General features: G+C 44.4%; 6 protein-coding genes. 5 read left to right on the plus strand and 1 reads right to left on the minus strand.

Annotated elements, in window-relative coordinates:
* The 5 genes from ABZB17_RS17610 to ABZB17_RS17630 all read left to right on the plus strand — a co-directional run.
* A partial coding sequence (locus ABZB17_RS17610) for a fibronectin type III-like domain-contianing protein (RefSeq protein WP_372652063.1) occupies positions 1–445 on the plus strand: 445 nt, incomplete at its 5' end.
* 112 nt (positions 446–557) lie between these two features.
* Positions 558–2117, plus strand: a complete 1560-nt coding sequence (locus ABZB17_RS17615; protein WP_372652065.1) for a carboxylesterase/lipase family protein — start codon at positions 558–560, stop codon at positions 2115–2117.
* A 27-nt stretch (positions 2118–2144) separates the two neighbouring features.
* The gene (locus ABZB17_RS17620; RefSeq protein WP_372652067.1) at positions 2145–4460 is read left to right on the plus strand and encodes a glycoside hydrolase family 3 N-terminal domain-containing protein; all 2316 of its coding nucleotides are present in this window, start codon (positions 2145–2147) and stop codon (positions 4458–4460) included.
* A 234-nt stretch (positions 4461–4694) separates the two neighbouring features.
* Positions 4695–5876 (plus strand): glycoside hydrolase family 105 protein, encoded by a 1182-nt coding sequence (locus tag ABZB17_RS17625; protein WP_372652069.1) that lies wholly within the window; start codon positions 4695–4697, stop codon positions 5874–5876.
* A 24-nt stretch (positions 5877–5900) separates the two neighbouring features.
* Positions 5901–6755: a DUF4861 family protein gene (locus ABZB17_RS17630; RefSeq protein ID WP_372652071.1), complete on the plus strand. Its 855-nt coding sequence runs from the start codon at positions 5901–5903 to the stop codon at positions 6753–6755.
* A gap of 552 nt (positions 6756–7307) precedes the next feature.
* Here the strand turns inward: ABZB17_RS17630 and ABZB17_RS17635 are convergent.
* Positions 7308–7905 (minus strand): family 43 glycosylhydrolase (locus ABZB17_RS17635; protein ID WP_372652073.1); only part of this gene is annotated, 598 nt, incomplete at its 5' end.

Here is a 7905-nt window from a genome sequence, read left to right on the forward strand (position 1 = left end):
CGGATACGGAAAATCATACACAACATTTGAATACAGCAACCTGAAACTGAGCGACAAAAATTTTAATGGAAAAATTACGGTTTCCATCGATGTGAAAAATACCGGTGATGTTGCGGGTAAAGAAGTGGTTCAGGTATACGCAAGTGCGCCGGGTAAATCGCTTGAAAAACCTGAAGAAGAGTTGGTAGCCTTTGGTAAAACAGCTTTGTTAAAACCGGGTAAATCGGCAACACTTTCGTTTGATATTGACGCCGCACTTTTGGCTTCGTTTGATGAAGCAAGTACAAGCTGGATTACAGAAGCCGGCGATTATACCGTAAAAGTCGGAGCTTCTTCAAAAGACATTAAAGAAAAAGCAACATTCTCTGTTGCCAACGATATTACAGTTCAGAAGGTATCAAAAGCAATGGTGCCTGAACGCGACTTTGAAAAAATGCATAGGTAGTGGGACTTAGTTAAATACTCTCTCCCTGATATAGTTCAGGGGGGGAGTTCCCTTTTCCTAACCTGTGCATAAACAACCATTTAAAGACTAAACAAATTGTAAACCGGTACTTATGAAAAACATTCGCGTAATTCTGTTTTTGGGTATAGCTCTGGCATTTGGGGCATGTTCTACTCCGCCGCCCAAACAAATAAATGACAGTGTAATCCTTGCCGATGGAACGGTAAGCGGTTCTTTTGATGAAAGTACCGGAATTACCACTTTTAAGGGAATTCCGTTTGCTGCTCCGCCTGTTGGCGATTTGCGCTGGAAAGCACCGCAACCCGTTGAACCCTGGGAAGGCGTGAAGGAATGCACTGAATTTTCAGCCAGCCCGATGCAGGCAACACCAATGCCGTTTAGTATGTGGACTCAGGAGTTTATCGCTCCGAAAGAGCCCTTAAGCGAAGATTGTTTGTACCTGAATGTTTGGACTCCGGCCAAAGATGCAACTGAAAAACATCCGGTGCTGGTTTACATTTACGGTGGTGGTTTTTCAAGTGGCGGAAGCGCTGTGCCGATTTACGATGGCGTAGAAATGGCAAAGAAAGGCCTTGTTTTTATAACGATAAACTATCGTGTAGGAACATTAGGATTTTTGGCACATCCTGAACTAACTGCTGAATCGCCGTACAACGCTTCAGGAAATTATGGTTTGCTCGACCAGGTTGAAGCCCTGAAATGGGTGAACAAAAATATTGCTGCTTTTGGCGGCGATCCCAACAATATTACCATTGCCGGACAGTCGGCCGGTGCGTTTAGTGTTAATTATTTAGTGGCTAGTCCGCTAACAAAAGGATTGATTCACCGTGCCATTGCCGAGAGTGGTGGTGCGGTGCTTTCAACCAATGCCTTGGCACGTGGAGGCAGCCTGAAATCTGCTGAGGAAGCCGGTGTAAAATTTGCCGAGTCATTAGGCGCATCGTCTGTTGAAGAATTGCGTGCCAAAAGTGCCGAAGAGATTTTAGGTGGTCCCGGACTACGAAATCCGATTGTTGACGGTTATTTTCTTCCCAAACCGGTTAGTGAAATATTTGCCAACGGAGAACAAAACGTTATTCCGGTAATTATTGGCTGGAACGAAGATGAAGGATTTGGAGGGACACCTGTTCCTGCCGATCAGTTCAAAGAGCGTGTAAAACAACTATTCGGCGATAAGGCCGATGAGTTTTTAGCGAAATTTCCATTAAAAACAGATGAAGAAGCTTTTGCCATTCAGAATGATCTTGGTGCCTTGCAAACTTTTGGTATTCAGTCGTACAAATGGATGTTGCTACAGAACGAAAAGGCAACATCAAAGGTTTTTATGTACCGTTTTGAGCGTGATGTTCCTTATGCCGATGGAATGAGCGACTTTGGGGCTTTCCATACCGGAGAAGTTCCGTATGCCTACAATAACCTGAAAATGAGCCCGCGCCCATGGACTGAGGCGGATTATAAACTGGCCGATCTGATGTCGGACTACTGGGTGAATTTTGCCACATCAGGAGATCCAAATGCGGAAGGATTACCGGAGTGGGAAGCAGCAACTCCCGACAATCTAAAAGCGATGCGTTTTAACACCACATCAGCGTGTGGCGATTTGCCAAGCATTGAACTACTTCAATTTCTTGATGATTTTTATTCTGAATAAAACGATGTGCAACTAATTAAACTCAATATGAAAAAACTGGAAATTTTATCTGTCGCATTTCTGTTTGCGGCACTGATTATTGGCTGTGGTCCAAAATGGACCGAAGAAGAAATGGGAGATTTTAATCTCGTTCATAACGAAGGTGGAGCAACTTTGGGGTATTCCCCAAAATCGGGAGTAACACTTCTTACTGATGGAGGTTATGCTTTCAAGGATTTAAATAGAAACGGCGAGCTGGATGTGTACGAAGACTGGCGCAAACCGGTTGACGAACGAGCCAAAGATCTGGCTTCAAAAATGTCGGTGGAACAAATTGCCGGTTTAATGTTATACAGCGGACACCAGTCGATACCTGCCGGAGGTGGTGGTTTTGGTGCCGGAACCTACAACGGAAAATCTCTTGATGAAAGTGGCGCAGCAAGTAGCGATCTCACCGATCAGCAAATCAAGTTTCTTACCGAGGATAATTTGCGTCATGTGTTAATTACAACCGTTGAAAGTCCGGGCGTTGCAGCGCAATGGAACAACAACATGCAGGCTTTGGTTGAAGGCCTTGGTTTGGGAATTCCCGGAAACACCAGTACCGATCCCCGCCACGGAACCAGAGCGGAAACCGAATACAATGCGGGTGCCGGTGGCGATATTTCGATGTGGCCTACAACATTGGGTTTGGCAGCCACTTTCGATCCAGCTGTAATGAAAAAATTTGGCGAAATAGCCTCAATTGAATACCGTGCTTTGGGAATTGCAACTGCGCTTTCTCCACAAATCGATTTATCGACCGAACCGCGTTGGAGCCGTTTTAGCGGAACAATGGGCGAAGATCCCGGTTTGGCAGCCGACCTCACGCGTGCTTATGTCGATGGATTTCAAACATCATCAGCGGCAAAAGAAATTGCCGGCGGTTGGGGATTTGAAAGTGTAAATGCCATGGTAAAACACTGGCCAAGCGGTGGCCCTGAAGAAGGTGGCCGCGACGCACACTTTGGTTATGGCGCATATGCTGTTTACCCGGGCAACAACCTGTCCGATCAGCTAAAACCGTTTACCGAAGGTGCTTTTAAACTGGATGGCCCAACCGGAAAAGCCACAGCGGTTATGCCTTATTATACCATCTCGTACAATATCGACCAGAAGAATGGCGAAAACGTAGGAAATGCCTATAACAAATACATCATTACTGATTTGTTAAGAGGTGAATATGGTTACGATGGCGTGGTTTGTACCGATTGGATGATTACTGCAGATGCTGCAAATGTGCACGAATTCAGGGGAAAATGCTGGGGTGTAGAAAATCTTTCAGTTGCCGAACGTCACTACAAAGTAATTGAGGCCGGTGCCGACCAGTTTGGTGGAAACAATGAAAAAGGTCCTGTGTTGGAAGCTTATGAAATGGGGGTGAAGGAACATGGCGAAGAGTATATGCGCAATCGTTTTGAGCAATCGGCCGTTCGTTTGCTCAAAAATATTTTCCGTCCGGGGCTCTTTGAAAATCCTTACCTGGTAGTAGCAGAATCGGAAGAAATTGTAGGTAACCCGGAATACATGAAAGCCGGTTACGAAGCGCAGCTAAAATCAGTGGTGATGCTGAAAAACAAGGATGGCGTTTTGCCGCTTGAGAAAAAGTTGAAAGTATATATTCCACAAAAATATACACCTGCCGGAACCAACTGGTTTGGTATGCGTAGCGAAGAAAAATGGAGCGACGCTGCAAACATGGATATGGTTGCCAGCTATTTCGAGGTTGTTGATGCTCCTGAGAAGGCAGACGTGGCAATTTGTTTGATTTCAAGTCCGCAGGGCGGAACCGGATACTCGCTTGAAGATAAGGAAAAAGGCGGTAACGGATATGTTCCAATTTCACTTCAGTACGGACCATATACCGCTGAATATGCCCGCGAGGAAAGCATTGCAGGCGGCAGCCCGTTCGAAGACTTTACCAACAGAAGTTACAAAGGTAAATCAACCGAGGCAGCTAATGTATACGACATGAAAGTGGTGAACGAGATGAAAGCAAAAATGGGGGATAAACCTGTAATTGTGGTGGTAAATGTGGCCAATCCGTTTATTCCGGCCGAGTTTGAAAAGAGTGCCGAAGCTATTTTAATTCACTGTGGTGTGCAGGATCAGGCGATCATGGATTTGGTTACAGGTAATGCAGAACCTTCTGGTTTGCTGCCTTTCCAGTTACCTGCCAACATGAAAACGGTAGAAGAGCAGTTTGAAGACGTGCAGCGCGACATGGACAGTTATACCGATGAAATGGGCAATGTTTATGATTTTGCCTATGGATTGAACTGGAGCGGAGTGATAAACGACGAAAGAGTATATACATACAAATAAAACAATCGCAGTTTCAATAAAGGATCTTCGGAATTTCCGAAGATCCTTTTTAACCCAAAAGAATTTTTTATTGCTATTGTTGTATTTTTTCCGATAACGGTATTTAAACTTATAAATAGTGCCTATTAAGCACGATTTTACGATATTTGTGAATAGCTTCCCGCGATATAATACATTTTTACTTTTGAAAATCTTGCGGTTAGATTAGTTTTGTTATAAAACAAAATTAAACCAATGAGAGCATTTTCAATTATCTTCCTGATTGTTGCCCTGATCGGATGCAATTCAAAAAATACCAAACAAAATTCAGCAAAAACAACCGAACCTTTGTGGTCGGTAAAATTTGCCGAAACCGTATTGCATGAGGCCGACAGTCTGATTTATTATAAACGCGATAATCCTAAATTCGAGTACGATTTTGCCTTTTTGGGCGATGCCATATATAAGCTTAAGGATATTGATCCGAAATATGGCGCATACCTTAAAGATTATATTGATTTTTTCGTGAACGAGGATGGCAGCATCGACGATTACAAGATTTCGGATTATAACATCGACCGTGTGCGGCCCGGTAACAGCATAATTACGTTGTACCAGGATTATGGCGACGAGAAATACCGCCTGGGGGCAGAAACACTGGTAGCACAAATGAAAAGTCATCCGCGCACAAATTCGGGCGGTTTTTGGCATAAAAAAATATACCCCTATCAGATGTGGTTGGATGGTTTGTACATGGCCTCTCCGTTTTTGTCGCGTTATGCCAAAGAATTCGATCAGCCGCAATGGTTTGATGAGGTTACTTTTCAGTTGCAGGAAGTGTATAAACATACCCTCGATGAAAAAACGGGGCTGGTTTACCATGCCTGGGACGAAAGTCGCGAGCAACGCTGGTGCAACAAAGAAACCGGCCAGTCGAAACACTTCTGGAGCCGTGCAACCGGCTGGTACATGATGGCTTTGGTTGATGTGCTGGAAAATCTGCCTGAAGATCATAAAGACAGGGAAACACTGATCACTATTCTGAATGATTTGAGTGCAGCTATTCTGAAGGTTCAGGATGCGGAAACCGGACTGTGGTACCAGGTGATGGACAGGGGAGGCGAAGACCGAAACTACCTGGAAGCATCGGGATCGGCAATGTTTATCTACGCCTTTGCCAAAGGAGCTAAAAACAACTGGCTGCAGCAGGATTATTTTGACATCGCGGATAAAGCTTTCGACAGTTTAGTTGAAAACCTGGTTTCGGAAGAAGAGAATGGATTTGTAACTTTAACCAATACTTGTGGCTCTTGTGGTTTGGGAGGAAATCCGTATCGTGAAGCCGATTATAACTACTACGTTACAGAAAAAAAAGTGGATAACGACCAAAAAGGTGTTGCACCTTTGATTGTGGCTGCCATTGAATTAAATAAATAAAGTCAAACAAAACCGAAAATGAAGATGAGAAGATTAGTACTGCTGTTATTTGCTGTTGTTCTGATTGCAACGGCTCAGGCACAAAATAAAACCGATGTAAGTTTATTTATGCGCTCGGACAGTTTGCAACAGAGCGAAATTAGCGCCGAATCGGGCGATCTGTACAATACAATCGGGCATCATGGTCCGGCTGTAGAGAACGAGTGGATGGCCCTGCGCATTTATTTTAGCGATAAAGTGGCTATTGATGTTTATTCGAAAGCCAAACCACAGCTGGAATTGAAGGAAAAAGAGTGGTATCCATCCGCAGAAGACCAAAAAGAGGGCTGGGGAGCGGATTATTACAAAGTCGGAGAAACCCTTGGATTAGGTGGTGTTCGTTTGTGGGATGAAGAAAAGGTTGTGAGACTGAACCCTGTTTCGAATCGTACGGCACGTGTTGTAAAAGAACCTACCTGCTCTTACATGGAAATGTTATCGGAAGATGTGCCTTACAAGGGGCGAAAAATTGATGTGTTGGTGCGCGTTACGGCGTATTCGGGCGAACGAAATGCCAAAGTGGAAGCCTTTGCCTTAACCGACGAACCCGTACAATTTGTTACCGGGGTGAATTATCACAAAGGACAGGAGATTTACAAAAAGGATGGATTGATTGCCACCTGGGGTTTACATCCGGAAGATGTAGCTGCCGAACTGGTTGAGTTAGGCGCAGCTATAATGTATGATCCGGCTGATTTTGTAAAAACTGAAGACGATGGCACGCAGTTTCTTCTCGTCAGCAAACCGGGCAAACAATTAACAACCTGGGTATCGTCGGCTTGCGGCCGTGAAGCGGAGATCAATACCATGGAAAAGTTTATCGGCTTTCTTGAAAAGTGATAAGCGAATATAAAACAATCTGAAATAAAGAGTTTTATACCGAAACTGGAAAAAGCTATCCGGAGGGTTAAACAAAAGTTTAAAGCAAAAAACAATTTTGAGGCTTAAACTTTTGTTTAAACGCCGGCGGAGCTCCGGTGAAGGCTTAAAAGTTTGTTTAAACGCTTCCGGTCTTCCTTTTGAGGCTTAAACGTTAGTTTAAACGGCGTCGGGCGTTCCTTTTGGGGCTTAAACGTTTGTTTAAACCTCGTCGGGTGTTCCTTTTGGGCTTTAAACGTTAGTTTAAGCCCTGGCCGGCAAGTTTTTGCCTTTTAAACTTTAGTTTAAGGGTAAATTCAGGATTTTTTTCTGATTGACATTAAATATTTCAAGGTTCTAAGGCTTATAGGGCCCAACAATTACGAGTTTATCGCCCGAATCGTCCACCTCGAACAAATGAGGTATTCGAACATAACGCCCGTTTACATCTTTATGACTGTGGGCCGACAGGAGTAACTTACCCTTGAAAGTACGGAACAGCATACCATGCCCAAAATTAGGAGGCGTAAAAGGTTATTTCTCCTGTATCCACGGGCCATCCAAAGTGCCACTTTCGGAGTAGGCAACACCCTGAACATAATCGCTAAAAACCCAGCTGGTCCATAACATGCCCAGTTTACCGGTTTGGGTTTCGAATAACCACGGTCCGTCGGTAACTTTATTCGGGGTGATGTTTCCCTGCTCATCTTTCTCGCGGCTCCATGGCGAATCGTGTGCACGAAATAAAACCTTTCCTTCACCAATCGTTCCCGAGAGATCCGGTTTCAGTTCTATCTTTTCAATGGTGCCGTTCCAGTTTTGCAGCCACTCGTAGCAATAAACCATGTAAGGTTTTCCGTCTTTATCCTCCCAGAAGGTTCCGTCTAAAGTGGGTTTATCTGCCGGCAGGTATATGGAGTCTTTCATCGGAACATAAGGCCCGTCGGGTTTGTCGCTAACCAAAACATGACTGGCGCGTCGTTCAATTTCATTTCCTTTTACTGTGTCGATAATCACTTTGCGGTTCATGAAAGTGGCAAAATAATAGTACTTGCCGTTGTATTGATGCAATTCGGCCGCCCATATCATGGGGCGCGGTCCCATCCACGATTCAGGATCGGTTTGTGCTACC

Source organism: Draconibacterium sp. (genome assembly GCF_041583095.1).
Lineage (GTDB): Bacteria > Bacteroidota > Bacteroidia > Bacteroidales > Prolixibacteraceae > Draconibacterium.